The sequence below is a fragment of the Demequina sp. NBRC 110057 genome, from assembly GCF_002090175.1.
Lineage (GTDB): Bacteria > Actinomycetota > Actinomycetes > Actinomycetales > Demequinaceae > Demequina.
In genome coordinates this window covers 270,322-296,349 of the sequence record NZ_BBRN01000003.1, presented here as the reverse complement: position 1 = coordinate 296,349, position 26,028 = coordinate 270,322, and the positions used below count along the sequence as shown (strand labels likewise).

The window sequence follows — 26,028 nt, the reverse complement described above, 5'->3', positions numbered from 1 at the left end:
GCTCAGGCTACGACTCAGTCGACGATGTGGGTGCGTCCCGTCTGAACACCCTCGACGGCGCGGCGGTAGGCGTGGCCCACTGCCTCGTCGCTCACCGGCGGGAAGCCGGCGAACGCGCGGTGGTGCTGCGGCGACGACTCGAGGACCGAGGGGCTCACGGCGTTGAGGCGGATGCCGCGGGGCATCTCGGGTGCGGCGGCCATGACGTAGGTCTCGAGCGCGCCGTTGGCCATGGAGGCGGCCGCGCCGGTGCGGATGGGCTCGCGCGACAGGACGCCGCTCGTCACGGTGAACGATCCGCCGTCGGTGACGTACGGCAGGCCGATGCGCACCACGTCGATCTGCGACAGCACCTTGCCGGCGATGCCCGCGGCGAAGTCCTCGTGCGTGAGGTCGGCCAGCGGCCTAAAGGGGACCTTGCCGGCGGTGGTGATGACGGCGTCGACCGTCCCGACCTGCTCGAAGAGGGCGGCGATCGACGGGGGGTCGGTGATGTCCACCGCGGGGGACGTGGAGCGGCTCGCCACGATGACCTCGTGGTCCGCCTCGAGCGCGGCGCGGGCGGCGCCTCCGACGTGTCCGTTGCCGATGATCAGGATCCTCATGCGCCCAGGGTGTCACATGCGCCCTGGTGGGACCTCACGGCGCGTTTCGGGACTTCGCCGTCTCCCAGTGGGCTCTGTGGGTGCTCAGCGCGCGGCGAGCCAGGCGCTCCAGAAAGCCTTCCACGGCTCGCAAGCACCGAGCCCGGGGAGCTTCTCGTGGGTGACGGTGAGGCGTTGGCCCTTCGTGGTGGGGTCCACCGTGAACGTGACCTGGCCGAGCGGCGCGGCGCTCGCGGCATCGGCCAGCGTGAACCGCGGCGTCTTGACGCCGGCCTTGGACGTCCGGGTGATGCGAGCCTGGGGGAGCGAGGCCTCGAGGAGAGCCTGGTCCTCGTAGGTGAGGGACGCATCGGCCGACTGAAGGCTCCGCGAGCGCGAGACGGTGAAGGTGCCGTCCTTCATCTGTCCGGGCAGGCGCAGGCCGGTGATGCGCTCGTAGCCGACGGTCACGTTTTGCGCCCACCACCAGCTGACGATGTCGGTCTCGGCCTTGACCCAGTCCGCGATCTGGGTGTGGCCGAGACCGCGCGCAGGGCCCGCGTCGATGATCGCGACCCACTCGTCCCAGCCGCGGCCGGTGGCCTCGCGCAGGGTGTCGTCGCTCGTCTCCGGCTCGCTGACCCAGCCAGGGTGCTCGGCCGGTGCGGGGGCCGGCTCGGGTGCGGTCGTGGCGGCGACGGCGGCGGTCCAGAGGTCGTTCATGCGTTCATTGTTGCGCTCATCCTCGCGCGGCAAGGTAGGCGTCGATCTGGTCGTCCGGGACTGTGTAGTTGTCGGTGCCGTCGGCGTCGGGGTCGAGGAGGCTGGGTGAGGGCGCGGCCGTGGCGGCGTTGCCCGAGTCGCAGTGGCCGCTGAGGTCGCAGTCCACCAGGCGCGAGCGCGGGTTGTACAGGTGGACGCTGGTGGTGGCCGATGTCGTGGTCGCCGTACCGGGCGCGTCGATCCAGGTGGTGCCGCCGTTGAGCGAGAACTCGCCCGTCCACGTGGTGGCAAGCGTGAGGTGAATGCGGCGCTCGCCGGGGTCGAAGGTGTGCGGCTCGCCGCCGTTGGCGTAGGTCGCGCCGGGGTCGGTCGTGGTCCATGCCTCGCCGTCGTCGGTGGACCAGGTGAAGTCGGCGGGCGTGGCGCGCAGTTGGACGTCGGTGCCCAGCAGGGTCACCGTGCGGGTCTGCGGGGATCCGTCGGCGACCGGCACGATGCCGAGGGTGGTCACCGCGTAGCCCGTGTTGGGCTGGAGGTCGTAGGAGGTGGGGGTGATCTCCATCGAGCGCCAGGCCGCGATGGCTGCGTCGTAGAGGGGGTCGGTGGTGCAGGAGTAGTCCGACGCGATCTGCCATGGCCCGAAGGTGCCGTCGGTCTGTTCCCGGCTCACCCAAAGCGGTTCCAGTACGACCTCGCCCGCTGGGCAGAAGTCTGCCGGCATCTCCCGTGCTGTGCCGCCGCACGCGGGAATCGTCCCTTGGAATGCGAAATCGAACCACAGAAGTGCGCCCGCATCCTCAAACCACTCTTCGCACAACGGGTGTCGCATGTAGCGGTCGCTGCTCGTTGCCGCTTCGCTGTCGCTGGCAGCCTCGGACGAGCCTACGGTGCCTCCAACTGCGTCGATAGAGGTCCCGCACGTAGCTGCGCCCCAATCCCCGCTGGGCGACGACGTTTCGCACCGGTCGCCTTCGGCAGGGGCGTTATGAGCGAACGCCAGCGGAAGCAGTAGCGCGATTGCGTGAACCACCGTGACGGTTAGAGGAGCCATCAGGTTTCCTCAGCCGCGACCTCGAGCAGTATCCAGGCGTCTTCGTTGTGTCGAAGCAGGACTCGAGCTTCGTAATCTGCCGCTGCAACCGTTTCGATTTCCTTGCCCTCGCCGTCGACGACCTCAACGCCGGGTACGTGGATAGGACCTTCCACGAGCCAAGTGCCGTCGCTTTGCAAGCCGCCGCTAGCTTCGGCGATATCCATGGTGATGGGCGGGCCGACGACACGCTGTCCCTTGGACTCGAAGTCGGCACTGGTCTCTAGACGTGACGAGCAGAATTCGCAGTCCGTGGCGCTAACGGCGCGGAAAAGGGCGGTGTCGAGGTCAGACATCATGGCTTGCGATTCGACAATGATGAACTCCGCGAAGTGAATGGCGCTTGCCAGGGTTTCGTCCTGTGCCTCCTCGGGAATCATCGCGAGCACCTCGTCCTCGCTGAGCGCTGTCGCGCTTGCGGACGGGGTGGCGCTGGCAGACGGCGATGCGGACGCGGTCGGGTCCACCGCCGCCACCGAAGACGAACTTGTCGGAGTCGTGGTCACGATGGGCTCGGGGTCGTCGGTGCACCCCGCGAGCACTGCCGCCGCACCGAGCGCGCATGCCCACGCGATCGCCCGCCGCGTCAGCTTCGCTTCGCTAGCCCCCATGCCTTGCGACCCTACCCAGCACCGCGCCGCTGCGTCGGGTGAAGCGAGAATCTGTGGACAGGCGTGCACCGAACCCCACGAAACGACCAGGCACAATGGCGCGAAGGCTCGACGACCCCGCAGTGGAGGCACCCATGCAGCGATGGCGCACGTTTCTGGGGCGACTGACCCGCCAGATCTGGTTCCGCGCCACGCTCTTTACCGCCGGCGCCGTCATCTTCGTCCTCGCGGCAGCGGCCGTCGGCCCCACGCTCCCCGCGGACCTCAAGCTCGGCGAGGACGCGGTGCAGAACATCCTGCAGATCCTCGCGACCTCCATGCTCGCCGTCACGACCTTCTCCCTGACGGCGATGATCACGGCGTTCGGCTCGGTCGCCACCTCCACCACACCGCGCGCCACTCAGTTGCTCATCGCGGACACCACCTCCCAGAACGCGCTGTCGACCTTCCTCGGCAGCTTCGTTTTCTCCATCGTCGGCATCATCGCGCTCAGCACTGACACGTTCACCGACCAGGCCCGGTCGATCCTGTTCCTGGGCACCCTCCTCGTCATCGCTCTCGTGTCGATCACCCTCCTGCGCTGGATCGCCCACCTCACGACGTTCGGCCGCGTGCCGGACATCATCGACCGCGTCGAACAGGCGGCGGCCGATGCCTCCTGTCACCACGCGCGCCAGCCTCACCTGGGCGGCGTGGCGCCCGTCGAGATCCCTCGCCACGCCGAGCCGATCACCGCATCGGCCGCCGGTGTCATCACGGGCATCGCTATCGACCAGCTCGAAGACTTCGCGGTGGACCACGATGCGACCGTGCACGTCGCGTGCCTTCCCGGCGCAGAGGTGGGCAGGGGAGAGCCGCTCGCCTACGTGGTTCGCGGCCGGCCGATGCGCGACGACGATGCCGCCCGGGTGCGTCTCGCGTTTCGGGTCGAGGAGCATCGGACCTTCGAACAGGATCCCCGACTGGGCTACGTGGCCCTGTCCGAAATTGCGAGCCGTGCCCTGTCCCCGGCCGTCAACGACCCCGGCACCGCCATCGAGGTGCTCAATGCCATCGATCGCGTGATGAGCGCGATGCTCGCCGAGGGGTCGGAGGAGGAGCCCGTCGCTCCCCACGTCCACGTTCCCCGCGCACGATTCGCGGACATGGTGGAGGACGCGTTCCGGCCCATCGCCCGCGATGGTGCCGGGATGGTCGAGGTCGCGCTCAGGCTGCAGCGGGTCATCGGTCACCTCATGCGAGACGCCGATGACGACACCCGAGCCGTCCTTAGGCGAGTGTCCGAGCGGGCGGAGGCGCGAACATCGGCCGCACTCAGTGACGCCGAGGATGCCGCCCTGGTGGCGGAGGCCGCCCGCGCCGCCCGTCACCCCGCCTGAACCGCATGGCGCGAGTAAGGTCGCGCCATGGGGGACTCGACGACGAGGCGCGGCGTACGCGCTGGGGTGTGGATCACCGCCGTGGTGGTGGCTGGGATCGGCCTCGCCGCGGCCCTCGTAGCGTTACTGCTTGAGCAGACCTACGTGCTGAGCTTCGCCGCCGACAGCGACACCCTGATCGTGAGCCACGCGCCGGCCGGCAGTTGCGACAGCGTGGTGTGGGAGCGCGTGACGGAGACCGCGACGACGGTCTCGATCGACATCCGCAGCATCGGTCCGATCCCTGGTATTCCCCGCAATGCGATGCAGGAGGAGTGCGTGGCGACGTTCAACCTGGACGCACCGCTGGGCGATCGCGAAGTGGTGACGGCGAACACCCTGCCATGATCCTGCGGTGATCGCCGCCCCCACGGCGCGGCGTGGTTACCGTCAGGCGTTCATATTGGCGAAGATGCCTGCCTTGAGGTCGCTGGCCACGCGCCGAAGCGCGGCGTCGAAGTCTCCGCTGATGACGACGGAAGCGGAGGACAGCATGAGGTTGAACGGCGCGCCAAAGTTCTCGATGGTGAGCCCGTCGTGGTCGACGGGGGTGCCGTCTGAACGGTGCGAGACGGGGCCGTAGAACCGCTCGACGCGCTCGACCGCGGTGGCGCCGTCGTGCGAATACACGTAGCAACGCTTGCCTTGCGCGAATCCGTAGCCCACCTCGAACGCGGTGCCGGGGTCGGGGTCTGGTCCGCGGAAATGAGTCAGGTTGGCGACCACCGCGTCGGCGCGCTCAATCATGGCGAGGTTGTTCGCAAAGATCACCTCGGCCATGGTGCGGTTCCCGACGGGCTTCCCGTCAAGGGGCTCGTCACCGGCATCCAGCGGTGAGATCGGACGCAGGCCATAGGCGGCGCATTTTTCACGCATGGCTTCGGCAAGTGCGGGCCCGTCCGGGTGAAAGACCTCGGGTCCGGCGAGATAAAGAGAGATAGTCATGGCTGAGTCCTTGTCGGTCGGCTTCGCGGTGAGTGAAGGTCGAAATCTCGCGATGCAGAGCGCAGGGAGCAGAGCTGTCGTATTTCCGTACCGATGAGCAGGTTGTCTGCTTTGTGAGTCGGCTGCGTTACGGCGAGTTTCGCGCGTGTAAAAGGTGTCGAATCTCGTCAAAGAGCGCCTTGTGGGGGTCGTAGTGTGGCGGTCACACAGGCATCCCGCCGCACCGAACGATGGGGAGAGACCGATGCTCGCCGACAGCTCTGAGGACCGCACCAGCGGCACCTGGCGCCGGTCGAACTCGCGCGCTCCGTCCGACGCCTGACTCGCTCTTTGAGCGGCCGCCGCCCGCGCCGACACCGCAACCGCGACTCGCGCCCGCATCGGCCACGTGGTCCCTTCCTGGGGGAGTGAGTCACCGCCGTGCAACCGCCGGCAGTGCTCATGCCTCCCTCCGCCCGCCTCGTGAGGAGGGCGGTCCACCACACTTCCGCACGTCGCCCCGGCGCGCTCCGCTGCGCTCGGCACCGACCTGCACCCTCATGAGAGAAGAATCATGTCCCCCCTTTCCCGTACCCGCCGGCTTGCCGCTCCCTCCCTGCTGGTCGCCGCCGCCGTGGCCCTTTCCGCGTGTTCAGAGTCGTCGTCCGAGCCGGAGGCCCAGACCGTTGAGGGCTCGCTTCAGCTCGGCTGGATCGCCAACGTCGAGAACATGGGTCCCTACGTGGCGGATCGCGATGGCAACTTCACCGATCACGGTGTCGATGTCACGATCACTCCTGGCGGCCCTAGCGTCACCGTGGAACCGCTGGTTCAAAGCGGCCGCGCCCTCGTGGGTTTGAGCAGCACCGATGTCATTGCGCGGGCGAACGCCGAAGGTGCCGACCTCGTCATTGTCGGCGCGACACTGCAGGTCAATCCGACCAGCATCATGTCCCTGGCGGAGAGCCCGGTCGAGACCCTCGGAGACCTTGTGGGCAAGCGCCTGTGCATCCAGACCAGCGGCGTCTCCGTCATGGATGGCGTGCTCGAGCAAAACGGTATCGACCCGGCCGACGTCGAGTACGTCACTGCCGAGTTCGATCCCTCTCCGCTCGTGACGGGCGACTGCGACGCCTTCGTGTCACTGCTCAATAACCAGCCCGTCACCCTTCAGCTCCAGGGCGTCGAGACCGAGTCCTTCACCCTGAACGAGTACGGGTACGAGGCGTGGGGAAACGTGGTCTTCACGACGCGTGCCGCCCTCGAGGATGACGCCACCCGTCAGGCTGTGCGTGGCATCGTTGCGGGCCTGCAGGACGGCTGGGCCACGGCGCTGGCAGACACCGACGGTGCTGCCGAGTACATGGTGGAGGGGCCGGGCGCGAGCCAGAACCTGGACCTCGAGCAGCAGGAACTCGCCGCCGCCGCGTTCGTCGAGCTCATCGCGACGCCGGACACCGACGAAGCGGGGCTGTTGGCGATGACCGACGAGGGCATCGCGGCGAACATCGCGACCCTCGAGGAGCAAGGGATCGAGGGTGACCTCGACGCGCTCTTCGACACCAGCATCCTCGACGAGATCGCGCAGTCGTAGGCGTCGATCCACACCCCTTTTCTCTCCAGATCCCGCGGGGCGGCACGCCCCGCTTCCCGAAACGAGACCTTCATGCCTGTTCACCATTCAGAAGACCCCTGGACCCACGTCGTCTCCAAGCGCGGCTATGCGGCGGACGAACTCATTTCCACCCTCCAGAAGAGCATCCGCCGCGGAGACACCCAACTGGCGATGCTCGTGGGCCGCGAGATGTACGAAACCAGCCCCGAGCTCGAGGGCATCATGTGGGCCCGCCTCAGCGTCATCTCGTGTGAGGACGTTGCCGACGGTTCGTGGCTCGAACCGGTAGTGCTCAACAGCCTGTTCCAGATGCACGAACGCATGGACCGCACCTTTGGGGACAGGTGGCTGTTTGCGACGCACGCCATCCGGTTCCTGTCCGAGCGGACTAAGGACCGCAGCAGTGATGAGTGGGCGAACATGACCATGCATCTCATGAATGCGCACGAGCCCCCGTTCGAGATTCCCGAGTACGCGCTCGACGTCCACACCCGGCGCGGCCAGGAGGCGGGGAGCTCGACCGACGACTTCTGGGGTGACGGCGGCGGATCGGCGCTTGTCAATGAGCGCCCGGGGCGCGACACGGCTCTGCGTGACGAGATCAATCGTCTGCGTGCTGCAGGCGACTGGAAGGCATGAGCGCCCGTATGGGCGAGCCGCAGGCCGGGGCAGCACGCTCCGGCCTGCGGGCCAACCGCCTCACCAAGTCCTTCGCCGTCAGCGGTGGCGAGCTCCTCGCTCTCGATGCGATTGACCTCGAGACGCGCGACGGGGAGTTCACCGCGCTTCTTGGGCCGTCCGGATGTGGAAAGTCGACTCTCCTGCGCATCTTCGCCGGCCTCGACACCGCTACCGCCGGCGTCGCCGAGCTGCACGGAGGCGAGCCCGACCGTGCGCGCCAGGAGCACCGCATCGGCGTCGCCTTCCAGGACTCCGCACTGCTGCCGTGGCGCAGCGTCGTGAAGAACATCGCGCTCGCATACGAGGTCTCGGGACGGGCAGTCGACCGCGCGGCGATCGCCGAACTCGTGGAGCTCGTGGGGCTCACGGGATTCGAACGCTCGACCCCCGCGCAGCTTTCGGGAGGCATGCGCCAGCGAGTGTCGCTCGCCCGCGCGCTCGCCATGGAACCCGAGGCGCTCATGCTCGACGAGCCGTTCGGTGCGCTCGACGAGGTGACCCGGCATCGGCTCAACCTCGAGCTCCAGCGGATCTGGACGGAGCGGCGCACCACGACGCTGTTGGTCACCCACAGCATCAGCGAGGCGGTCTTCCTCGCCGATCGAGTGGTCCTGATGGCCGCGCGGCCAGGCCGCATCGTCGAGGTCGTCGACATCGACCTGCCACGGCCCCGCACGCCGGAGATGATGCAGACGCCGGAGTTCCACGCCTATTGTGATCACCTCTCGCGGGGCCTCTTCGGCGAACAGGCGGCGGTGGGGGCATGAGCGCGCTGGTGCAGGACAGGGCGCGGAGAAGCGTCGCCGGTTGGTGGCGCGAGGTCGGCGGCTGGATTCTCCCCGTCGTGCTCGGAATCGCCGCGTGGGCCGTTATCGCGACCCTGCTTGCCGATCTCCGGGTGATCCCGACTCCGTGGGCGGTGCTCCAGGCGGTCGTCGGCGACCTCGGGGTACTTCCGACGAACGTGGGTGCGACGCTTTCGAATGCCGCGATCGGCTACCTGGTCGGAAACGTCGCAGCCATCGTTGCCGCCGTGGTGTTCGTCCAGGTTCCCTGGGCGGAACGTCTCCTGATGAGGGTCGCCGTGATGAGCTTCTGCGTGCCGCTCGTGGCGATTACGCCAATTCTCGTCGTGATCTTCCCCGGTGATGTGCCGAAACAGATCCTTGCCGGACTCAGCGTCTTCTTCACCACACTCATCGCCTGCCTCATGGGCCTTCGCTCTGTCAACGGCGCGACGGTCGACCTGGTGGTGTCGATGGGTGGTCGCTCGCGCACTGTCCTCGTCAAGGCGCGCCTCCAGGCAATGCTTCCGTCCCTCTTCGCAGGACTCCAGATCGCCGCCCCCGCCGCAGTCCTCGGCACCATCCTGGGTGAGTACCTCGGCGCGAGCCGAGGGCTCGGCGTGCAACTCGTCCAGGCACAGGCATCCTTCGAAGTGTCGCGTACCTGGGCCGTGGCGCTCGTGATGTCGGGTCTCGCGGGGCTTGTCTACGCGCTCGCCGGGTGGGTAGGTCGCCGCGCGGCTCCATGGATGGGGCGCGAGGTATCGACGGCCGTGGGACAGCCCACCGCGCCCACGAGTGACGGGCGCCGCACCCGCGGAACGCTCGCTGGCATCGGCGGCGTCCTCGGAACCGTCGCCATCGTCCTGGCGGGCTGGTGGGCGCTGATCGTCGTGTTCGACCTCGACCCGTACTTCGCCAAGACGCCGTTCGACGTCGTATCGCACCTCTTCATCGACGATGCTGCGGCCGAGCATCGCGCCACCGTCGCCGCTGGCCTCGGAGTCACGCTGCGCGATGCCGGAGTGGGGTACTTCATTGGCACCGTGGCCGCCTGCCTCGTCGCCGTTCTCATCGCCACGTCCCGACTCGCCGAGCGTTTCATCATGCCCGGAGCCATCGTCATGCGCTCCATCCCGCTCGTCGCCATGACCCCGCTCATTGCTCTCGTCTTCGGGCGTGGGCTCCTGGGAGTGACGGTCATCGTGTCGCTCGTCACCTTCTTTCCGACGCTCGTGACGGTGGCTGCGGCGCTGAGGTCGGCGCCGGTGATCGCCTGTGACGTGGTGCGTTCGATGGGAGGCGGCGACGCCGTGGTGACGCGCAAGGTGCGCATGCTCTACGCGCTTCCCGCCGTGTTCGCCTCGGCCCGCATCGCCGTGCCTGGCGCCATCGCCGGCGCCACCCTCGCGGAGTGGCTGGCGACTGGGGAGGGCCTGGGAAGCATGTTGGTGCGCAACTTCGCGGCGTCGCAGTTCAACGACCTGTGGGCGACGACGGCCGTCATTCTGGCGGTGTCGGTTGCGCTCTACGCGCTGATCGGAGTGCTGGAGCGGCCGGTGATCCGGCGCTACGGCACTGGCGCCGCCTAGCGGCCACGGGAACACCCCGCCCCCTGGTGAGCGTTCGTTTCGATATTCACCGACGAACCTTTCCGAGGGAGAACCATGCTCGATTCCTGGCTGGATCACGGCATCACGGCCGCCATCGCGGTCCTCTTCGCGGTGGCCGTCGCGGGCGCCGTAGAGGTGACGGTGCGCCTCATCGCGTGCCGCAAGGCCTGGGCGGCGGACCTCATGACCAAGGCCCGCAACCCGTTCTGGCTGCTGATCGTGGTGCTCGGTGCGTGGGCGGGGCTGCACGCCGCGGCCCCGGAGGGCACGTGGACGCCCGCGGTCTCGCGGGTGCTGTCGATCGCGGCCATCGGCGCGCTCGCGTGGCTGCTCATCGCCTTCGTGCAGTTCGGCACCGCTCAGGCGCTCGCCCGCAACCCCATCGACATGCGGGACAACCGCCTGGCCCGCAAGCTCCACACGCAGACGCTCATCATGCGCCGCCTCGCCATCGCGCTCATCGTCGTCGTGGCGGTGGGTGCGGCGCTGTTGACCTTCGACTCGGTGCGCGCCATCGGCGCGAGCGTGCTGGCATCGGCCGGTATCGCGTCCATCGTCGCCGGTCTCGCCGCACAGTCGGTGCTCGCCAACATGTTCGCCGGCATCCAGCTGGTGTTCTCCGATGCGCTGCGCGTCGACGACGTGATTGTGGCCGAGGGCGAGTGGGGAAAGGTCGGCGAGATCACGCTGAGCTACGTGGTGCTCGACCTGTGGGACGACCGCCGCCTGGTGCTGCCGTGCACGTACTTCACCACCACGCCGTACCAAAACTGGACCCGCCACGGCTCGGAGCTGCTCGGCTCGGTCGAGCTCGACCTGGACTGGCGCGTCTCCCCGCAGAGGATGCGCGAACACCTCGAGAAGATCCTCGAGGACACCCCGCTCTACGACGGCCGCGCCAACGTCCTCCAGGTCACCGAGGCCACGGGCGGCTACGTGCGCGTGCGCATCCTCGTCACCGCGGCCGATGCCCCCACGCTCTTCGACCTGCGCTGCTACGTGCGCGAGGCGATGGTGCTGTGGATCCAGTCGGTGCTACCCGATGCCGCCCCCACCCAGCGCATTCTTCTCACCGAGCAGGCGGCGCCGACCGGGCGCAAGCGCAAGGCCGAGCAGGCGGGCGAGGGCGGCCTGTTCTCCGGCTCCGCCGAGGCGGAGGAGCGCGCGAGCCAGTTCACCCATGCGATTCCGCGGGTGGAGATGGCCGACGACGAGGCGCCCTGAGCGTCCACTGAGACGCACGAACTGAGACGCACGAAGGCCCGCGCTCGCCTGCCCCCACCATCTCGGGGCAGCCGGGCGCGGGCCTCGGCACGGTCGGGTTACGGCTTCAGCAGCACCTTGCCCACGCGTCCGGGCGTGAAGTGGGCGGCCACCGCATCGGCCACCTGGGCGAGGCCGAAGGTGGCCTCGACCGGCAGGGTGATCGCGCCGTCGCCCAAGCGAGCGAAGAGTTCGCCCATGAGGCGCGAGCGGTCCTCGGAGGACATCGTCGCGGACACGCGCGATCCCCAGAAGCCGCGCACCGTCGCCTGCTTGAAGATGACCTGGCCGGAGCGCAGGTTGAGCTCGGGGGAGGCCATGGCGCCGAAGATGACGAGCTCGCCGTTCTCGCCTAGGAGGTCGAGCATGTCGCCGGCCGCCTGACCGCCCACCTGCTCGACGCCCACGCGGATGGGGGCGCCGCCGGTGATCTCGGCGACCTTATCCTGCCAGCCCTCGGAGTCGGTGGCGACCACGCGGCCGATGCCCTGGTTGGCCAGCTCCGTCACGCCCTCGGCGCGGCGCACCAGGCCCACGACGTTGATGCCGCGGCCCTTGGCGAGCTGCGCGACGAGGCGGCCGACGGCGCCGTTGGCGGCGTTCTGGATGAGCCAGTCGCCCTCGTTCAGGTCGAGCGAGTCGAGCAGGCTGATGGCCGAGAACGGCATGGAGACCAGCTGCGAGGCGACCTCATCGGGGATCTCGTCGGCGACGGGGATGAGGGCCTTGGCGTCGGCCAGGAAGTACTCGGCCCACACGCCGAAGGCGCCGGCGCTCGCGACGCGCTGGCCCACCTTCAGGTTGTCGACGTCCTCACCCACGGCGTCCACGACGCCGACTGCCTCGGTGCCGGCCAGCGCGGGCATCTCGGGCTTGAAGCCGTAGTTGCCGCTGACGGTCCAGAGGTCGTGATTGTGGATGGGGGACAGCAGCAGGCGGACGCGCGCCTGGCCGGGACCGGGCTCGGGGGTGTCGACCTCCTCGTACTGGAGGACGGTGGCGGGATCGCCGAACTGCTGCTGAACGAGGGCGTGCATGGGTGAAGCCTTTCTGACGGGTTGCGTGAGGCGTCAACCATTCGCGGGGGCTCGGCATTCCTGGGCATCGGAGGCGGCCGATGCCGGGGCCGGCTACTCGACCAGCTCGCCTTGCTCGTCGATCAGGCCGCGGTCGCGTAGCTCCCTGAGGTACTTCGCCTGCCCGCGCTCGCCCTTGCCGCGGAACATCGGCATCACGCGGGGAAGCAGGTTGGGTGCGAGCAGGGCCGCCCGCACCAGCCACGACTCGCTGGGCTTGGGATAGGCCTCGAGGCGCGGCTTGTCGAGCAGGCAGGCCATGCAGCGCGCGACCGTCTGGGGTGACTGCGGCGGGTCCTGAAACTGGAAGGCGTTGCCGCCGTCAATCGCCTCCTGGCGCAGCATGCGGGTGTCGGTCGCGGACGGCATGACCGAGGACACCGTGATGCCCTTGGGGGCGAGGTCGAGCGCGATCGACAGCATCGCCCCGCGCAGGCCGTACTTGGACGCCGTATAGATGGGCGTCTCGCCCAGCGGAAAGATCGCGCCAAGCGACACCACGGTGATGATGCGCGGGTCCGGCGCGGCCTTGAGGAGCGGAATCGCGAGGTTGGTGAGCATCAGGGGTGCGTTGAGGTTGACCCGCAGCTCGTGGTCGATGGAGTCGGGGTCGCGCTCGTCGAACCGCTCGGCGCTCGTCATCCCCATGCAGTTCACGAGCACGTCGATGCGCCCGTGCTCGGCGGCGATCGCCTCCAGCACCCCCTCGACGTTGCCGCGCGACGTGAGGTCGCCGGTGAGCACGCTGTGACCGGAGCCGGGAAGGGAGGCGGCCACGGCATCGGCCGCCTCCGGTCGAAGATCCACCAGCACCACGGTGGCGCCGCGCGCGGCGACAAGGTGGGCGAACGCGGAGCCGATGCCCCCGCCGCCTCCCGTGATGACGACGACGCGGTCGTGGCCGGACCAGCCCTTGCGGGCGTGGGATGCAGATGGCGCCTTTGCCATGGGATCTCCTCGCTGAGACGTGACAGGTCCGATGCTAGTGACAGCCGCCCGCGCGGCCGTGTCAGGGCGCGCGCCTAGAGTGGTGCGCATGAGCGAGACGGACGGGTTGAATGCTGCCCAGGCGGCCGCCGTCCAGGCAGGAGCGAGCCATAACCTGATCCTCGCGGGGGCGGGCACGGGCAAGACGACCACCATCGTTGCGCGCATCCGTCACCTCATCAGGAACGGGACTCCGCCCGAGCGGATCCTCGCCCTCACATTCACGCGCCGCGCGGCCGCGGAGATCCGCTCGCGGGTGCAGGTGGACTCGTCCCAGCGCGCCGGCGAGGTCGCCGCCATGACCTTCCACGCGTGGGCGATGCGGGAGGTGCGCACTAGTCCCGACGTGTTCGGCTACGACGGCTGGAGCGTGCTGGACCAGGACGACACCACCCAGGTGATGCGCGGAGTGCTCGGGCGGGGCAAGCGGGTCGAGGGGCTCAAGGCCGCGCAGATCCTCGACGTGTTGTCGTTCGCGCTCAACACGCGCCGCACGCTCGCCGAGGCGATCCGCGCCAAGTTTCCGGACGATGCCATCGACGCCAAGGCCGTCGGCGCGGCAGTGCGCGCGTTCGAGGAACGCAAGAAGGAGCGCCGGTATCTCACCTACGACGACATCCTGCGCGTCTTCGCCGCGCGGCTGAGGGACGATGCTGTGGCCGCCTGGGTGGGCAGCCACTACGACGAGGTCCTGATCGACGAGATGCAGGATACGAATCCGCTGCAGTGGCAGATCATCGACCCCCTGGTGTCGCACACGCGCTTCTACTGTGTGGGCGACGACGCGCAGTCGATCTACGGCTTTCGCGGGGCCGACTTCGAGTCGATCCACAGTTTTGGCGACCGCGTGCCGGGTGCGAGCGTGCTACGGCTCGAGGACAACTACCGGTCCACGCAGGAGATCCTCGACCTCGCGAACTGGCTGCTCGCCGTGTCGCCGCTCGACTACCAGAAGCGGCTGCGCGCCGTGCGGGGGCGGGGGCTGAAGCCGGAGCTGCATTCCTTCGAGACGCCTGCCGACGAGGCGGGGTGGATCGTCTCCGAGATGGTCCGTGCCCGCGCGGACGAGCTGCCGTGGTCCACGCACCTCATCCTGGTGCGGTCGAACTACTCGGGGCGTGCCATCGAGGCGCGGCTTGTCGAGAACGACATCCCTTACGTGTTCTTCGGTGGAGTGAAGCTGCTGGAGTCGGCGCACGTGCGCGACGTGCTCGCAGCGCTGCGCGTGGTCGCGAACCCGGACGACGAGGTGGCGTGGCTTCGCCTTCTCACCCTGGTGCCGCGCGTGGGCGACGTCACGGCAGCCCGGGCCTTCGACGCGTTCCTCACCGCCCGTGATGGTGGGGCGAGTGCGAAGGAGGCGCGGGCATCGGCCCTCAAGGGTATGCCGGGCTGGCTGCGCGACGGGCTCGACGCGATCGAGGAGGCCGCGCAGCGCGTGGGCGACGCGGTCGGGCGCGCGGCGGCGATGCTGCAGCCGATCCTGGCGCACAAGTACCGCAACGAGAACTGGGACGCGCGCGCTCGCGACCTCGCGCACGTGGAGCGGCTCGCGGCGACGCGGCGGAGCATCCTGGAGTTCATCGAGGAGTACATCCTGTCGCCCGTGTTCGCGTCCGAGCTGACGCCTGAGCAGGGGGAGAGCGACCACGTGATTGTCTCCACGGTGCACTCGGCGAAGGGGTTGGAGCGGGACTGGGCGTTCGTGGCGGGGGCGTCGGCGGGGACCTATCCGTCGCCGCGCTCGCTGGGCGACGAGGGCGAGATGGAGGAGGAGCGTCGCGTGCTCTACGTGGCGCTCACGCGCGCCCGCGACCGGCTCATGGTGACCCGTTCCGTGGTCCACACGCCGATGCGCGCGTGGGTCGGGGGAGTCGGCGGGCTGACGGCCGAGGACGCGTACTTCCTGGCGGCGGTGCCGGAGCGGCTCGCCGAGGAGATCGTGCACGTCCAGGGCCGCGCCGAGCGGCCCACGCTGCCGAGCGGGATGAGCGCACCGGGAGAGATTGACCTTGGCGTGGAGTTGGGCGAGTTGGAGTAGGGATTCCGCAAATCCCGACCGCCTGGCAGAATTCTTGGCATGACGCAGCCGCAGCATCAGACATCGTCGTCCCGCCTGCACCTCGGTGCCGCCTACTACTACGAGTACCCGGCCGTCGGCGAGCAGCCGAGCCCCGAGCGGCTCGCCACCGACATGCGGCAGATGCGCGAGGCTGGCCTCACCCTCATTCGCGTAGGCGAGTCTGTGTGGTCCACGTGGGAGCCGCGCGACGGCGAGTTTGAACTCGACTGGCTCGAGCCCGTGCTCGACGCGGCGCACGAGAACGGCATCGACGTCATCCTCGGCACTCCCACCTACGCGCTGCCCATGTGGCTCGCGAAGAAGCACCCCGAGATCAACGGCGACGGCGCCACCGGGCAGCCCATCGGCTGGGGCGCTCGCCAGGAGATGGACTTCACCCACCCTGCCTTCCGCGAGCATGCCGAGCGCGTGATCCGCCAGGTGGTCGGACGCTACGCGGGCCACCCGAGCATCGTCGGCTACCAGGTCGACAACGAGCCGGGGCTGCGCCTCCTGTTCAACGAGGGAATCTTCGCCGCGTTCAAGGAGTGGCTGCAGCACCGCTACGGCGACGTCCAGACGCTCAACGAGGAGTGGGGTCTCGTCTATTGGTCGCACCGGCTCACGTCCTGGGACGACCTGTGGCGCCCCGACAGCAACTTCCAGCCGCAGTATCACCTCGCCTGGCGCCGCTTCCAGGCGTCCCTCGTGGACGACTACATCGCGTGGCAAGCCGACCTGGTGCGGGAGATCGTCGCCGAGGCGATCCCGGCATCGGCCGGCCGCACGCCTTTCGTGACCACCTGCATCGCCTACGAGCAGGCGGGTGTTGAGGACGCGTCGCTCAGCCGTGCGCTCGACGTGGCGAGCTGCAACGTCTATTACACGGTCCAGGATGGGCTCGCGCATCCGTCCGATGCCGAGCTCACCCCCGACTGGATCGCCAACGGCACGTGGGGCCTGTACGAACTTGCCGACCTTGCGTACAGCTCGAAGCAGGCCGGGTTCTGGGTGACGGAGACGACGGCGGGCGGCATCGGCCAGTCCGCCTACAACCTGCCGCCATACGACGGGCAGCTGCGCCAGGTGGCATGGGCACTCGTCTCGCGCGGCGCGCAGGCGATCGAGTATTGGCACTGGCACACGCTCCATTACGGCGCCGAGACCTACTGGATCGGCGTCGTCCCGCACGACCGTGAGCCTGGGCGGATTCACGCCGAGGTGGCACAGATTGGGGCGGACTTCTCGGCGGTCGGTGGGCTGTTCGCGGGCGCGACGCCCGATGCCGACGTCGCCTTCTTGTACTCGTCCGATGCGAAGTGGGCGCTATCGGCGTTCACGCTCGGGCAGCCGCTGGGGGATGCGCGCATGGGGGTGAACCCGGACGCGTACCGCCAGCTGGCGCTGCCGTTCTATCGGGCGGCGTTCGATGCCGGGCTGCAGGTGAACCTGGTGCGGCCCGAGCAGGTGGTGGGGGCCGATGCTGTGTTCGGGTCGGCGTCGGAGTTTGCCGCCGCGCGGCCGGTGCTCGTCGTGGCCGCGGACTTCACGGCGTCCGATGCGATGCTCGACTGGCTGGGTGACTACGCCCGGGCGGGTGGGCACCTGCTGTTGGGGCCGCGCTCGGCGTACGGGGACGAGGAGGCGCGGGCGCGGCTGGACGTGAAGCCCGCGCGGCTCGCGACCCTGGCGGGCGTGAGCTACCAGGAGTTTCAGTCCTTGGCTTCGCCCGTGGGTCTGGTGGCCGATGGTGGTCCGCTTGCTGGCGGTGCTGGTGGTGCTGGTGGCGCCGCCACGCACTGGGCCGAGTACCTGCGCCCCGAGGGAGCCGAGGTGCTCGCCCGCTACGACCACCCGCACCTGGCAGGCTACGCGGCGATCACGACTATGCCCGTGGGCGAGGGGCGCATCACTGTGGCCGGCACAGTGCCCGACCAGGCGACCGCCGCGTCGCTCATGGGGTGGGCCGCGGGTTCGCCGGTGGCCGGAGCCTGGGAGGGTGTGCCGGAGAGCGTGCGCGTGACGTCGTCGTCGCTGGCCGATGGTCGACGCGCCTGGTTCCTGCACCACTGGGGGTGGGGGAGTGCTTCCGTCGCTGCGCCGTTCGACGTCGTTGATGCTGTGTCGGGCGAGGCCATTGCAGCCGGCGGTGTGATCGAGCTGGGTGACTGGGACGTGCGAGTGGTGGTGTCAGCGGGCTGATTCGCGCTCCGCGAGCTCGTCCGCGATACGTGAGCGGATGCCGGGCAGGTCGTGTGTGACGGTCGCCATGACCACATCGGGCTGGACTGTCGAAGAGGTATGCGCGATGCGGTTCCGCATGCCCCACACGTCCGGCCATGCATCACCGAACATCGCGTCTCTCACTGCGTCCGGAAGCTTCTGCAGGCACTCGATGCCGGATGCGATGCGCAGGGAGATCGCGTCGACGGTGACGTCGTCGAGAGCGGATCGAGCTGCGTATTCGATGGCCGTATCGATAAGGATGAGCGCATCGCCCAAGCGCTCGGTCGCGCTACGGCTCATAGCGGTACCGCCTCGTCCAGGACGCGCTCGCGAAGGTCCTCCCGCAACGAATCGTCGGGCACCAGATCAACTTTGGCGCCGATGAGCTCGGAGAGGGCCCGCTCGACGGCGGAGAGGCGCATGAGGCTCAGCGTCTCGGTGGGCCTGAACAGTATGTCGATGTCCGATTCGGCGCCGTCCTCGCCCCGGGCCGTGGAGCCGAAGACGCGCACGTCGCGGCCACCTATTTCGGCGAGTTGTGCCTTGATTTCCGCCGCGTGGGCTCGCGCTGCGCGGGACAGTGGCGAGGTGCCGTGGAGTCGGAGAAGGCGGTTGACCTCGGGTTGGCTGCGGCCGATGCGCCGAGCGATCTCCGTCTGAGTCATGCCGGCGCGTGAAGCGGCTCGGATGGCTGCGACAAGCTCGCCGCGGGCGTCGGCGATCGTCGCGTCGACGCGACGCGCGATATTTTCCAAGGGCTCGCTCACCTCGAAAATATAGCAAGTGCTATTAGCGCCACCGGGAGGCTCGGTAAGCATCGTCCATCGCTAGGGTGTCGGCGTGACCGAATGGGATCTGCAGGCAGACCTCACGCGGGCGGCGACGAGCGCCCCGATCTCGGTCGCCGGCATGGAAGCCCGCATTACCGGATGGGAAGTCATGGCGCCTTCGTGGCGTGTGAACGATTCCCGGGCGTACTGGGGTGAGCCTGCGGTCGATTTTCTGGGGGTCGTGGAGGCCGGGCGGCTCGCTGCTATCGAGATCAAGCCTGCATCACGTGGGCGAGTCGCGACAGCGCAGGCGGCGGCTCAGGCTCTTGCCTCGGCGCTGGCACTCGGTCATTCGGTGACGCGAGAGAAAGTCGAGTACGTCTACCGTGCTGCTCGGGCCGGGGCGCTCGGCCGTGCTGCGCTCGCGCAGAATGCTCCGATCTCGCAGGTCATTGCAAGCGTGGCAGCGGGTGTGGATATCGACGAGCTCGTTCGCCGTCCCTTGCTGCCGATAGTCGCAATCCATGGCTGGTCGGCGGCGGAACCTCGATCGATGTCACTCGACGAGATCCAACGGGATCTGTCGCGATCCTCGTCCGCGGCGAGTGGTCGACTCGCTCGTCGTCTCGACGACGCGATGCGTCAGGCCGGAGACGCCACGCCACCGTCCGTGATTCTTTGCGGAACCTGGGCCCCGTAACGCGCGGGCGCGGCCCTTTCTACCTCAGCGCCCACCCCATGCGCCGCGAGACGGCCTTCAGGTACTTCTGGATCGCGTGCGCATCGACGTATCCGGTGTGCCGCGGCGAGTCCACGAAGTTGATCCCGCCGGACAGGTCGGGCCGGTCGGTCGCCACGTGCCGCTCGAACGCCTTCCATGCCCCCGGCCGGCGAGTGCGGTCCGCTATGTGCTGCGCGACCATCTGGCTCAGCATGTCCATAAGGATGTACGCGCCCGAGTTGGTCTCCACGAACCCGATCCCGTACAGCCCCGGCGTGCGCGCAAAGGCCGTGAGGTACATGTCGGGGTGCTGCTCGTCGCCGTAGAGGTCCTGCGCGTAGGCGATGGTGTGCCGGTAGCCCGTGGCGAGCAGCACCAGGTCCACGTCCTCGGTAGTGCCGTCGGTGAAGGTGATGACGGTGCCATCGGCCGATGCAATGCCCGGCCGCGCCGCGATGTCTCCGTGCTGGAGGTGGTGGAGGAGTTGGTCGTTGAGCAGCGGGTGGGTCTCGAAGAGCTTGTGGTCGGGCTTCTGGAGGCCCAGGCGCGTGGGGTCGCCGTTGATGACGCGCAGCAGGCGGCCGAAGACGGCCTGCTCGAGCCACATCGGCATGGAGGGCCCGGACTCGGCGAAGACGTCGACGGGCTTGCCGAAGATGTGCTTGGGGATGAACCAGTAGCCGCGACGCATCGAGATCGCGGCGTGATCGGCGCTGCGGGCGGCGTCGCAGGCGATGTCGCATCCCGAGTTTCCCGCACCCACGATGAGTACGCGCCGACCCGCGAAATCGCTGGGGTCGCGGTACGTGACGCTGTGGCGGATCTCGCCCGTGTAGCCGGGGATGTCGATGACGTTGGGGTCCCACTGGACGCCCGATGCCGCGATCACCTGGGCGTAGCGCCGTGTCTGCGTGGTGCCGTCCGCGGCCCGCGTGGTGACGGTGAACGCGCCGTCGTCGCCGCGCTCGATGGTGACCACCTCGGTACTGAAGGTGATGGCATCGGCGAGTCCGGCATCGGCCGCAAACGAGCGGAGGTACGCGAGGATCTGGCGGTGGTTCGGGTAGTCGGGGTAGTCCTCGGGCATGGGGTAGCCGGGGAAGCCGGACATGGTGCGGGAGCTGATGAAGTGGGCCGACTCGTACATGGGCGTGCCGGGGGAGTCGATATCCCACAGGCCGCCAACCGCGCTGTGCCGCTCGACGTGGTCGTAGGGCAGTCCCTGCTCCTTGAGTGCGCGCGCGGCGGCCAGGCCAGCGGGCCCGGCGCCGATCACGAGGGTGCGATCCTCAGCCATCGTTCCTCTTTCTCGTCGTTGAGATGAGGCGAGTGTAGAGCAGGTGATCTAGACAGATTCGAAACGCTACTCCGAGAGCGCCGGCTTCACGTGGGTGTGCGCGAAGCCGGCGTCGGCGGAAACCCGTGGCTCGCCGCTCGCCGCCGCGCGCGGTTGTTTACGCGACCGAGGTCACGCGCCAATGGCGGCGTCCGAGATAGATATCTTGCGCGTCGGGGGCCGCGACTAGAGCCCGCCGAGAAACTTCGTCTTCGCGGCAGCGAACTCTTCGTCTGAAAGGATGCCTTCGCGGTGTAGCTCTGCGAGTTCGCGCATGCGCTCAGCGAGTGTGGGAGCTGCTGTGGGAAGCGCAGTCGTGCTGGGCAGCGGTGCCGTCGCCGCAGCCGTGGTCGGACTGCCATGAACCTCGGCCGGATCGTCGCTCGGCAGGACCGACTTACCTGCTGCCTCGAGCTCGCGGCCGATAACGTTGTGGCCCTTCTGGCCGGAATTCATCAAGCCGTTGTAAGTCTCATTCGTGAGGCGATGGATCGTCTTGTCAGTAGCGATCGTCAACTGGCTGACGCGAGAACCCTTCGCCGCGACATGCGCAATCCCACTTGCCGCGAGACCAGGAGCAGTCGTCTTCATGAAGCTCGTTGTCCCCTTCATCAGTCCCATGAGGGCGGTTCCCACTGCGCTTTCTAGCGGGTTCGCGGCACTGATCGCCGCGCGCTCCTGCTCGGACGGCGAATAGCTGATGGAGCGCAGCTTTTCGTAGGGCGTTTTCTTCCCAATGGTCTTGGCCTGAGACATGGCTGCACCGTCGCCGTGGGAGGCGACCCGGACATACCCGTGCTCGTAGATCTCGACTGTCGAGGTCCCGAACACGCCGGCCGTCACGAGTCTGCCGGCGGCTTCGGCGTCCGCTGCGTGCTTGAGCTTCGCTTCGTCCAGAGACGCTTTCTTGTCGGAGACAACCTTCTGCATTGATTGCCCGAACTTCCGAAACCCGCCGCTCATTCGGAGCTTCCCGGTGCTCTCCTCCAACGGGAAATCCCGCGGTGTCTCCTCAGCCATGATCCCCACTTTCGATACTTCGCGTGGCTTCGCTGCTCGCGCGAATCCGCGTCTCGACCCGCGATATCTCTTCGCGGCCCGGAGCCCAGTGAGATTCTAGGTGAAGCCTGTGACACAGCCGGCACACGCAGGGTCGCGGGCTCGGCGGTATCGACGACGGCAGATGATTCAACTTTCTCGCGACGCCTTCCGATATTGTCCCAGCGGGGGTGTTGATGTTCGCAGGGGAATCGGCCGGAATCGAGGCGCAGCGCCAGCGCGCGCTCGCGCAAGCACATGCAGCGGCTGCCAAGGAGGCCAACGCGACGGCCGGCCGATATGACATCGCGTCTATCACCGAGCGCCGCACTATGGAAGCACTCGCGCCGCTCTCCGCCATCGGCGTTACGTTCCTTGCCGATCGCAAGTGGCCGGGCAGTCGCAGCGCACAGGTGGACCTTGTGGCCCTGGGGCCGCAGGGGGTCTTCATCGTCGATACGAAGGCGTGGAACGATGTCTCGATCCGCGACCAGCGAATCTTCCGCGCCGACGAGGACGTCACCGAATCCCTGATGAGTCTGGCCGACCTGGGCGATACCGTTGAGGAAGACCTCGCAGTCGTAGGCCTCGCGCCCGGAGAAGTGCACGTCGTGGTGGTGTTGGCAGGTCATGCGCAACTCAGCCACCGCATCGGCCCTGTCGACATCGTCGGTGAAAAGGACATCGCTCGCTACATCGCCGGGCGCGGCACCCGGCTCACACCCGGCCAAGTCGATGCGGTCCTCGAGCGTGCGCTCAAGCTGTTCCCGTTGGTCGGCGCCAGTCCCGCCCCACAGGCAGTCGTGGCCGAGCCCGTTCTCTCTCCGCCGCCCGAACCGGAACTCCCGCCAGCGCTCCTGGAACAGTCCGACGTCGCAGCCGCGATCCTTGTCGGAATCCTTGCGCAGCCGATCGAGGAGTGGATGTCCTTCCTCCACCCGGACCAGGCGAAACTAGTTCGCCGCAACTTCAAGGGGCCTTCTCGCATTCGTGGTGCAGCGGGCACCGGGAAGACGGTCGTGGGCTTGCACCGCGCTGCGTACCTCGCCCGCACGCGGCCGGGCCGCGTGCTCGTGACGACCTTCGTGCGCACCCTGCCCGATGTTCTCAAGAGCCACCTCGACCGCATGGCGCCGGACGTCGCTGACCGCGTCGACTTCATGGGCGTCCACCAGTTTGCGCTCGGTGTTCTGCGCGACAGGGGAGTGAGTGTCAAGGTCGACGCGAAGTTGGCCGATGCTGCCTTCCGTCGCGCGTGGGGGAGTCTGTCAGGCGATAGTCCCCTTAAGGCGAAGGGGCTACCGCAGGCGTACTGGAAGGACGAGATCGCGCACGTGCTGAAGGGGCGTGGCGTCACTGACTTCCGCGCATACGCGGATCTTGTGCGCACTGGGAGGGGGCATCAGCTTGGTGCAGTGCAGCGGCGCGCGGTGTGGGATCTCTACGAGGATTACTCGAGCGAACTGCGCGCGGCCCGGGTCCACGACTTCGCGGATGTGATCCTGCTCGCCGAGTCTGAGCTGCGCCGCCTGCCGCTTGACGAGCCGTTCGCCGCCGTGATTGTGGACGAGGCGCAAGACCTGAGCTGTGCCATGGTGCGCATGCTGCATTCCATCGTCGGCGACGCGCCCGACGGATTCACGCTCATCGGCGACGGCCAGCAGTCCATCTACCCCGGCGGCTACACGCTTGCGGAGGCGGGAATCTCGGTCGCGAACCGTGGCGTGGTGCTCGACACCAACTACCGCAACACGCGGGAGGTCCTCGACTTTGCGCACGGGGTCATCGCTGGTTCGGAATACGCAGACATCGACGGAGAGATCGCTCGCGGCGAGCGGCCCGGGAACGTGCCGCGAACCGGACCTGAGCCCTCGGTCGTCGAGTGCATGACCAAGACCGAGATGGACCGGCGGGTGGTCCGTCACGTCGAGCAGGTGCAGACAGACGTTGCGACCAATTGGGGCGACATCGGCGTGCTGTCGTACTCGGGCTATACGGCCAACCGGATCGCCGATGCCCTGAAAGTGGCTGGCATACCTGTCGTGAAACTGACGTCGTACGACGGTTCACCTGTGGACGCGGTCAAGGTGGGAACGATCAAGCGTGCCAAGGGTCTCGAGTTCAAGCAGGTGGTGGTCGCCGATGTCTCCACTTCGCTACTCGCAGGAGCGGTGCCGCCGGAAAACGAGGTGGAGCGTGAGCGCTGGGATCTCGCCCGGCGCGAACTCTATGTGGGGATGACGCGAGCGCGCGATGGGCTGTGGGTGGGGGTGTTGGGATGACACAGAGTCGGTGCGCCAGCGTCGGTGATGGTCCGCGAGATGCCTCAGGCGGGAGAACGCCACACGATGGACCGGCACATGCAGCGGATGATCGATAGGTTCGAGCCATGGCTACGACTCCCAAAGAAATCGCGGTCCAGCTCGGCGTGGATCAACGCAGAGTGAGAGCAGTCCTCCGCGACATCTACCGACCGAACGGCGAGAACAAGCATGCTCGTTGGGTGCTCGACGACGAGATGGTCGATGCCGTAAGGCGCGTCATGCAACCAAACCGGCACAGCGGAGGCGCGGAGTGACGCGAGCGTCGCAGCAAACTGACCGAAAGGAGTTGGCATGGGCTTCCTGACGCCGATGTACGAGTTGGGCGAGTACCTCGCGTGGACGCGGTCTGGCGAGATTCAGTTGCCGGACTTCCAGCGCGGGTACAAGTGGGAAGACGAGCGCATCCGCCAGCTGCTCGTGACGGTGCTTAGAGGTCATCCCATGGGTGCAGTCATGCTCCTCAAGACTGGAAACGCGCAGGTCCGCTTCAAGCCACGCGCGATCGAAGGGGTCGACCTGCAGCCTGGTACCGAGGCCAAGCACCTACTCCTCGATGGGCAACAGCGTTTGACGTCGCTCACTCAAGCGTTGAGTGGCAACGGTGCCGTGGCCACGAAAGACAGTCGCGGAAAGCTCCTTGACCGGCGATACCTCGTTCACATGGAGTCGGCACTATCGTCGTTCGACCGCGTCGATGAGGCGGTCATCAGCATTCCTGCTGACGGGGTCGTGCGGACGAACTTCGGCAAAGACGTCGAACTCGACCTCAGCGACTTCGACAAGCAGCGAGCGCTCGGCTACTTTCCGTTGCATCTGCTGTATGGCGACTACATGAGTTGGATCCTCGAACTCGACGATCGCGACCTGGGCAAGCAGTTCCACGAGGCGTTCATCAAGCCGGCAGCGACCTACGATATCCCAGCGATCGTGCTCGACGAGAGTACGGACAAAGCGGCGGTCGCCACTGTGTTCGAGAAAGTCAACATTGGAGGCCTGCCGCTTAACGTGTTCGAGCTCCTGACAGCCGTGTTCGCAGGCGATGCGGACTTCTTTGCGGAGACAGGCCAGGACTTCAGGTTGAACGACGACTGGCACGAGACGCAGCGCGCGTGGGCCCAGCAACCTGTATTGAGCAAAGTGGAAAGTACCGACTTCCTGCAGGCGGTGACGATGCTCACAACGCGGGAACGACACCTGAGCGACACGTCGGAACGGCGCCCTGCGATCTCCGCCAAGCGCGAGGATGTCTTGAAGCTCACCCTCCAGGACTACCTTCGATGGCGCGATCCTTTGCGTGAGGCATTTGCCTGGGCCGCGACCTTCCTCGCAGATCGGCACATCTTCGTATCGCGGGACATCCCCTACGCAAAACAGCTCGTGCCGCTAGCGGCGATCCGGGTTGTGCTGGGCAAGGATGCGGACCTGGTCGGCGTGAGCGAGAAGCTCCGGCGCTGGTACTGGTGTGGAGTGCTCGGTGAGCTTTATGGATCGGCGATCGAGACGAGGTTCGCACGCGACATTGAGATGGTGCCCGGCTGGGCGCTCGGTCAGACGGAATCGACACCGCGGACCGTTCAGGATGCGAACTTCACGGAGTCGCGCCTCCACTCGCTGCGGACGCGCAACGCGGCGGCCTACAAAGGCATTGCCGCGCTTCTGCTCGCCAACGGGGCACGGGACTGGATGGAAGACAAGGCTCTCGACAAAGTCCAGTATGTCGACCTCGCAGTGGACATTCATCACATCTTCCCTCAGCACTGGTGCCACCAGCACGGGATCGACGACGAGCGTAGGGAGAGCATCGTCAACAAGACTGCGATCAGCGCTCGTACTAATCGAACGATTGGGGGCGCGGCACCGTCGGAATATGTGCAAGTTATTCAAAGTCGAGGTCAAATCGAAGCGTCCCAACTCGACGCCGTCCTCGCCAGCCACGCGGTGCCGTCAGCGGCACTTCGCATTGATGATTTTGATGCGTTCTTCCGCGAGCGTCGCGAGGCGCTCTGCGTCATCGTAGAGGCGGTTCTTGGTAAGGCCGTTCAACGAGACATCGACGCTGGCCACGCTGATGAAGGTTCGGAGCAGTTCGACGATGTCGAATTTGAAGTTGCCTTTGATGATGCAGACGAACCAGGCAGATCCGACGCTTAGCCGATCGCGCCTTAGCGCGCGGGGCCTGCA

At 67.5% G+C, this 26,028-nt stretch carries 23 protein-coding genes; 12 read left to right on the top strand and 11 right to left on the bottom strand.

The window, feature by feature from the left end; translation table 11 throughout:
- Positions 1–14 precede the first annotated feature (14 nt).
- The 4 genes from B7K26_RS01365 to B7K26_RS01350 all read right to left on the bottom strand — a co-directional run bounded on the left by B7K26_RS01365 (position 15) and on the right by B7K26_RS01350 (position 3,008).
- Positions 15–605 (bottom strand): short chain dehydrogenase, encoded by a 591-nt coding sequence (locus B7K26_RS01365; RefSeq protein ID WP_084076897.1) that lies wholly within the window; start codon positions 603–605, stop codon positions 15–17.
- Between the two features lie 84 nt (positions 606–689).
- Positions 690–1,307 carry a hypothetical protein gene (locus B7K26_RS01360; protein ID WP_084076896.1) on the bottom strand — a complete coding sequence of 206 codons (618 nt, stop codon included), beginning with the start codon at positions 1,305–1,307 and terminating at the stop codon, positions 690–692.
- Between the two features lie 16 nt (positions 1,308–1,323).
- Complete coding sequence (locus tag B7K26_RS01355) at positions 1,324–1,977, bottom strand: hypothetical protein (RefSeq protein WP_084076895.1); 654 nt, start codon at positions 1,975–1,977, stop codon at positions 1,324–1,326.
- Between the two features lie 380 nt (positions 1,978–2,357).
- On the bottom strand, positions 2,358–3,008 hold the full coding sequence (locus B7K26_RS01350; protein WP_084076894.1) for a DUF6318 family protein: 651 nt from the start codon (positions 3,006–3,008) through the stop codon (positions 2,358–2,360).
- A gap of 134 nt (positions 3,009–3,142) precedes the next feature.
- Between B7K26_RS01350 and B7K26_RS01345 the strand changes: the two genes are divergently transcribed.
- Positions 3,143–4,387, top strand: a complete 1,245-nt coding sequence (locus B7K26_RS01345) for a DUF2254 domain-containing protein (protein ID WP_159449567.1) — start codon at positions 3,143–3,145, stop codon at positions 4,385–4,387.
- A gap of 27 nt (positions 4,388–4,414) precedes the next feature.
- Positions 4,415–4,774 carry a hypothetical protein gene (locus B7K26_RS01340; RefSeq protein ID WP_084076892.1) on the top strand — a complete coding sequence of 120 codons (360 nt, stop codon included), beginning with the start codon at positions 4,415–4,417 and terminating at the stop codon, positions 4,772–4,774.
- A gap of 42 nt (positions 4,775–4,816) precedes the next feature.
- On the opposite strand, the gene B7K26_RS12900 is transcribed toward B7K26_RS01340, so the two are convergent.
- Complete coding sequence (locus tag B7K26_RS12900; RefSeq protein ID WP_159449566.1) at positions 4,817–5,371, bottom strand: nucleoside 2-deoxyribosyltransferase; 555 nt, start codon at positions 5,369–5,371, stop codon at positions 4,817–4,819.
- A 553-nt stretch (positions 5,372–5,924) separates the two neighbouring features.
- Between B7K26_RS12900 and B7K26_RS01330 the strand changes: the two genes are divergently transcribed.
- The 5 genes from B7K26_RS01330 to B7K26_RS01310 all read left to right on the top strand — a co-directional run bounded on the left by B7K26_RS01330 (position 5,925) and on the right by B7K26_RS01310 (position 11,268).
- Positions 5,925–6,944 (top strand): ABC transporter substrate-binding protein, encoded by a 1,020-nt coding sequence (locus tag B7K26_RS01330; protein WP_084076890.1) that lies wholly within the window; start codon positions 5,925–5,927, stop codon positions 6,942–6,944.
- A 72-nt stretch (positions 6,945–7,016) separates the two neighbouring features.
- Positions 7,017–7,604 (top strand): hypothetical protein, encoded by a 588-nt coding sequence (locus B7K26_RS01325; protein WP_084076889.1) that lies wholly within the window; start codon positions 7,017–7,019, stop codon positions 7,602–7,604.
- The gene (locus tag B7K26_RS01320; RefSeq protein ID WP_084076888.1) at positions 7,601–8,413 is read left to right on the top strand and encodes an ABC transporter ATP-binding protein; all 813 of its coding nucleotides are present in this window, start codon (positions 7,601–7,603) and stop codon (positions 8,411–8,413) included. The genes B7K26_RS01325 and B7K26_RS01320 overlap by 4 nt, the downstream gene beginning before the upstream one ends.
- Positions 8,410–10,023, top strand: a complete 1,614-nt coding sequence (locus tag B7K26_RS01315; protein ID WP_084076887.1) for an ABC transporter permease — start codon at positions 8,410–8,412, stop codon at positions 10,021–10,023. Before B7K26_RS01320 ends, B7K26_RS01315 begins: the two co-directional genes overlap by 4 nt.
- Before the next feature lie 75 nt (positions 10,024–10,098).
- Positions 10,099–11,268 (top strand): mechanosensitive ion channel family protein, encoded by a 1,170-nt coding sequence (locus B7K26_RS01310; protein ID WP_084076886.1) that lies wholly within the window; start codon positions 10,099–10,101, stop codon positions 11,266–11,268.
- Positions 11,269–11,366: 98 nt separating this feature from the next.
- Here the strand turns inward: B7K26_RS01310 and B7K26_RS01305 are convergent, their stop codons facing one another.
- Together B7K26_RS01305 and B7K26_RS01300 are read right to left on the bottom strand one after the other, a co-directional pair.
- Positions 11,367–12,344: a zinc-binding dehydrogenase gene (locus B7K26_RS01305; RefSeq protein WP_084076885.1), complete on the bottom strand. Its 978-nt coding sequence runs from the start codon at positions 12,342–12,344 to the stop codon at positions 11,367–11,369.
- Positions 12,345–12,437: 93 nt separating this feature from the next.
- A complete protein-coding gene (locus tag B7K26_RS01300) occupies positions 12,438–13,331 on the bottom strand; it encodes an SDR family oxidoreductase (protein ID WP_084076884.1) in 894 nt (297 codons plus the stop codon).
- A gap of 88 nt (positions 13,332–13,419) precedes the next feature.
- Between B7K26_RS01300 and B7K26_RS01295 the strand changes: the two genes are divergently transcribed.
- Positions 13,420–15,411: an ATP-dependent helicase gene (locus B7K26_RS01295; RefSeq protein WP_159449565.1), complete on the top strand. Its 1,992-nt coding sequence runs from the start codon at positions 13,420–13,422 to the stop codon at positions 15,409–15,411.
- 39 nt (positions 15,412–15,450) lie between these two features.
- On the top strand, positions 15,451–17,634 hold the full coding sequence (locus tag B7K26_RS01290; RefSeq protein WP_084076882.1) for a beta-galactosidase: 2,184 nt from the start codon (positions 15,451–15,453) through the stop codon (positions 17,632–17,634).
- On the opposite strand, the gene B7K26_RS01285 is transcribed toward B7K26_RS01290, so the two are convergent.
- Both B7K26_RS01285 and B7K26_RS01280 read right to left on the bottom strand, forming a co-directional pair.
- A complete protein-coding gene (locus B7K26_RS01285; protein WP_084076881.1) occupies positions 17,623–17,958 on the bottom strand; it encodes a DUF86 domain-containing protein in 336 nt (111 codons plus the stop codon). The genes B7K26_RS01290 and B7K26_RS01285 overlap by 12 nt on opposite strands.
- A complete protein-coding gene (locus B7K26_RS01280; protein WP_084076880.1) occupies positions 17,955–18,476 on the bottom strand; it encodes a nucleotidyltransferase family protein in 522 nt (173 codons plus the stop codon). Before B7K26_RS01280 ends, B7K26_RS01285 begins: the two co-directional genes overlap by 4 nt.
- Positions 18,477–18,498: 22 nt before the next feature.
- Between B7K26_RS01280 and B7K26_RS12775 the strand changes: the two genes are divergently transcribed.
- Positions 18,499–19,128 (top strand): hypothetical protein, encoded by a 630-nt coding sequence (locus B7K26_RS12775; RefSeq protein WP_143340399.1) that lies wholly within the window; start codon positions 18,499–18,501, stop codon positions 19,126–19,128.
- Positions 19,129–19,147: 19 nt separating this feature from the next.
- On the opposite strand, the gene B7K26_RS01275 is transcribed toward B7K26_RS12775, so the two are convergent.
- Both B7K26_RS01275 and B7K26_RS12995 read right to left on the bottom strand, forming a co-directional pair.
- Positions 19,148–20,446, bottom strand: a complete 1,299-nt coding sequence (locus tag B7K26_RS01275; RefSeq protein WP_200810911.1) for an NAD(P)/FAD-dependent oxidoreductase — start codon at positions 20,444–20,446, stop codon at positions 19,148–19,150.
- Between the two features lie 225 nt (positions 20,447–20,671).
- Positions 20,672–21,505 carry an SHOCT domain-containing protein gene (locus B7K26_RS12995; protein WP_143340398.1) on the bottom strand — a complete coding sequence of 278 codons (834 nt, stop codon included), beginning with the start codon at positions 21,503–21,505 and terminating at the stop codon, positions 20,672–20,674.
- Between the two features lie 215 nt (positions 21,506–21,720).
- Here B7K26_RS12995 and B7K26_RS01265 point away from each other — a divergent pair, with 215 nt between their 5' ends.
- Positions 21,721–23,805, top strand: coding sequence for a nuclease-related domain-containing DEAD/DEAH box helicase (locus B7K26_RS01265; protein ID WP_084076878.1), 2,085 nt, complete (start codon positions 21,721–21,723; stop codon positions 23,803–23,805).
- 333 nt (positions 23,806–24,138) lie between these two features.
- A complete protein-coding gene (locus tag B7K26_RS01255) occupies positions 24,139–25,998 on the top strand; it encodes a DUF262 domain-containing protein (RefSeq protein ID WP_084076876.1) in 1,860 nt (619 codons plus the stop codon).
- The last annotated feature ends 30 nt before the right edge of the window (positions 25,999–26,028 follow it).